Annotated in this window: 3 protein-coding genes; 2 read left to right on the top strand and 1 reads right to left on the bottom strand. The window is 65.2% G+C overall.

From position 1 onward, the window contains the following. The coding region (locus ABIV12_RS12255; protein WP_348059660.1) for a hypothetical protein at positions 1-231 on the top strand (231 nt) is incomplete at its 5' end. A 156-nt stretch (positions 232-387) separates the two neighbouring features. Next, positions 388-1,035, top strand: a complete 648-nt coding sequence (locus tag ABIV12_RS12250; protein ID WP_348059658.1) for a hypothetical protein — start codon at positions 388-390, stop codon at positions 1,033-1,035. A 34-nt stretch (positions 1,036-1,069) separates the two neighbouring features. Here the strand turns inward: ABIV12_RS12250 and ABIV12_RS12245 are convergent. After that, positions 1,070-3,945, bottom strand: a 2,876-nt coding sequence (locus ABIV12_RS12245) for a hypothetical protein (RefSeq protein WP_348059657.1), incomplete at its 5' end; no start/stop codon positions are given.

The raw sequence follows: 3,945 nt of genomic DNA, 5'->3' as shown, positions 1-3,945 counted from the left end.
ACATTCGAGGATCCCGCCGGCAATGCAATCGATGCGGACACGTTCTTCGCGGGCGCATTGCCTGGCGCGATCGTCGAACAAAGCGGTGCGTGGAATGGAATCGACACGCTCAGCGGCGGAGTCGTTGAATTGATCACGCCGCTCGACGTGCCGCCCCCTGTTGCCGCGCGCATGCTGATCGTCGGGACGCTGCGCGCGGGTGATTCCGTGTTTGCGAACGGCTTCGACTGAGGTCGGCTGCAACTGAAGCGGGCGAGCCGCAGCGGTCGGCGCGTGATCTGCGCCGGGATTCGCGACGCTGAATGGCATGCAACACCGTGCGCAGCGCACTTGCCCGCAGGCGGTCGAACGGTGACCATTGCTGCTGATTCTCAGTGTGCTCCGCCCATGACCAGAAATGTTCCCGCACGTAAAGTGGATTCCGAATCCAGCGGCACGCTCAGCGAGCGGCTGACGCGCGTCGTGCTCGAGATGGTCGGGCGCATTCCGGACACCGACGAGCACAAAAGTCGCGGACCGGATCATCGCGCGCGTGCAATCGGTGCCGCGGCGGCGAACAAGGCCGCGCTCGCCGCGGGCACTCTTGCGCTTCCGCCCGGCCCGCTCGGCTGGCTGACGATCGTGCCGGAGCTGGTCGCGATCTGGCGGATCCAGCGGCAGATGGTCGCCGACATTGCCGGCGCCTATGGCGTCAGTGCCGAGCTGACACGCTCGCACATGCTGTATTGCCTGTTTCGCCATGCGGCGGCTCAGGCGTTGCGCGATGTCGGCATGCAGGTCGGCGCAAGGCTGCTGATCCAGGATGTGCCGCTGCGCGTGATCGAACGCGCGGCCGCCAAGATCGGCGTGCATCTGTCCAGGCGTCTCGCCGGTCGCGGCATTGCCCGCTGGCTGCCGCTGATCGGCGCGCTGGGCGTCGGCGCGTATGCGTACTACGACACCGGACAGGTCGCGCGCACGGCGATCGCGCTGTTCTCGAACGGCGAACCGGAGAAGCCGAAACTTGCCCGCCGCGTGCGCGTTCGCAAGGACTGAGTCCGCCGATTCTCCGGTCCATCAGTCGTCTGAACTAGTTTCCTTTCGTCGGCAGCGGCTTTTTCCCGCTCGCGCGCAGCCGCTGGTTCAATGAGGGAAGCTCATTCTCTTTCAGGCGGGACCAGTCCGCGATGGCGTGCTCGACTTTCGTCTGCAACAGCTCGAGTCCCGCGCGCGCATCCGCAGTCGGATCGGCATCTGCGCCGTTCGCGGCCAGCGCCAGTTTGCCGAGCGCATCCGAGAGGAAGCGCAGGCTCGTCGTGGAATTCGGCGGGATTGACCACGCGTTGCGCGGATTGCCGGCACCGACGATGAACGCAGCAGCGACGATCTTTGCGTCGAATGCCTTCATCGCGCGTGCAAGCGCCTTGCTGGTACCGGCATGTTCACCAGCCAACGCGGCATGCAGCGCCTTTGCTTCACCTTGCACACGTGCGACCTGCGCCTGCAGCGCTTCCACCTGCACTGCAAACGCGTACTGGCGCGCGTGGGCATCGGCATCCAGATTGATGCGCGGATCGGCAGCCACGTTGAGCGGCTGACGCAACGTGCGGCCATCGACGGCAAGCTCGACGCTGTACGTTCCGGGCGGCACCAGAATGCCGTCGGCGCCGGGATGATCGGCAAGTTCAGCGGGAGCGGCACGTCGCAATGACCAGACAAACCGGTGCATGCCTGCGCTGGTCGGCAATGTCGATGGGATGGTTGCCCACTCCGGCGCAGCGTCACTGGTCAACGGGTCGGTGTTGAACACAGCATCGGCGCTGGAATAGTTGCGCACGATGTTGCCGCCCGAACCGCGGATCGTCAGCTTGACCGGAGTCTGTGCCGCATGCGCGAGCACATAGTCGATCGCGGCGCCGACCGCTGGATTGCTCGCCATCGGCTCGTCTTTCGGAAGCGGTGTTCCAGTGAATTCCGCCACGCGAAAGCGGATCGCTCTTGAGGGTGCGAACAAGCGCGCCTCGTTGACCGAATGTGTCCCGTCGATCTGCCGCAGCGGAGCGATGTCGTCCATGATCCAGAATCCGCGTCCATGCGTCGCGACGACGAGGTCATCTCCGTGCACGTCGATGTCGCGCACCGACGTGCGCGGCAGGTTCGCCTGCAGTGTCTGCCAGTGGGTGCCGTCGTCGAACGAAACGTAGATGCCGAGTTCGGTGGCAGCGTAGAGCAGACCCTTGCGTTGCGGGTCTTCGCGCACCGCGTTGACGAAGTCGCCATCGCGGATTCCGCTGACGATCAGACTCCAGGTTTTGCCGCCGTCCTGCGTGCGATAGATATACGGCTTGCGATCGTCGAGGCGATGGCGATCGATGGCGATGTAGGCGCTGTCGGCATCGAAGTGCGACGCCTCGATGATACCGACCTTCGACCACGCGCTGATCGCGCTGGGCGTCACGTCATCCCAATGCGCGCCCTCGTCGCGCGTCCGCCAGACGAGGCCGTCATCGGTACCGGCCCACAGCAGTTTCGCATCGAGTGGAGACGGCGCGATCGCATAGACGACGCCCCGTCGCGTGCCGATCTGCTGGTGGTTCGCCGCGCTGGACGCGTCGAGGGTGGCAGGAACTGGCGGGTTCTCGCGCGTGAGATCCGGACTGATCGCGTCCCAGTGTGCGCCGCCATCGCGCGTGCGCCAGACTTTCTGGTTGCCGAAGTACAACGTGCGCGGATCGCGTTTGGAGAATGCCAGCGGCAACGTCCAGGTGCGCCGGTAGAGATCGGGCTCGGCCAGGGTCGGGTTCACCGATTGCGTCTGTCCGGTGCGCAGGTCGAGCTTGTCGACCTCGCCGCCGTAAACGATGTCCGGATCGCTCGGGTCCGGCGCGATCATGCCGCTCTCGCCGCCAGCCGTGACTTCGTGGAATTCGCGCATGGTGATGCCGTCGCGATCACCGCTGCGGCTCGGCAGCGCGGCTGCACCTGAATCCTGCTGCGCGCCGTACACGCGATACGGAAACCGGTTGTCGGTGCTGACGTGGTACATCTGCGCAGTCGGCTGGTTGTTCCAGCTCGACCAGGTTGCGCCGCCGTTGACGGTGACGATGGTGCCCTGGTCGACCGCGAGTGCCTGTCGCTGCGGATCGGCAGGGTCGATCCAGAGTTCGTGGAAATCGTCGCCGGTGTTGTCGCCCTTCAGTGCGGTGAAATGCGCGCCAGCGTCATCGGATCGCAGAAGGATGGTGTTCGGAAGATAGAGCCGATCCGCATTCGTCGGATCGACCGTGACGCGACCGAAATACCAGCCGCGCTGCCAGATACGTGCATCGTCACTGGTTTTGCGCCAGTGCTCGCCGGCGTCGTCCGAGCGATACAGGCCGCCCACCTGGTCGTCGAGGTGTTCGTTGTCGACGATTGCGTAGACGCGCTTCGGATCGCTGCGTGCGACGTCGATGCCGACGCGGCCGACGTGCTCGGGGAAGCCGTTGCCCAGCTTCTTCCAGTGCGCGCCGCCGTCGCTCGACTTGTACAGGCCGCTGCCGGGACCGTTGGCCGGCGGATAGATGTTCCATGGCGTGCGTCGGGTCTGCCACAGGCTTGCGTAGATGACCTGGCTGTTGCCGGGTTCAAATGCGAGATCGATCGCACCGACCGAATCGCCTTCGCCAAGCACGCGCTGCCATGACGTGCCGCCATCGCGCGAATGGAACACGCCGCGCTGCGCATTGGGTCCATACGGATGACCGAGTGCGGCGACGAACACGTTGTTGGCGTCATGCGGATCGACCAGGATGCGGCCGATCTGCTGGGTGTCCTCGAGGCCGATCTTTGACCAGGTGCGGCCGGCGTCGACCGACTTGTACGCGCCGTTGCCCTGCGCAATGTCCGAACGCATGTCGGCTTCGCCGGTTCCGACGTAGATCACCGCCGGCTCCGACGGCGCGATTGCCAGCGCGCCAATCGAAC

This window comes from Dokdonella sp., assembly GCF_039926425.1.
Taxonomy (GTDB): domain Bacteria; phylum Pseudomonadota; class Gammaproteobacteria; order Xanthomonadales; family Rhodanobacteraceae; genus Dokdonella_A.
Note: the sequence above shows the minus strand (reverse complement) of the source record. Positions and strands in the feature narration are given on the sequence as shown.

Bases quoted from the DNA above. Each gene is read 5' to 3' on its own strand.
- ABIV12_RS12250 (WP_348059658.1), top strand. From the start codon at position 388: ATGACCAGAAATGTTCCCGCACGTAAAGTGGATTCCGAATCCAGCGGC.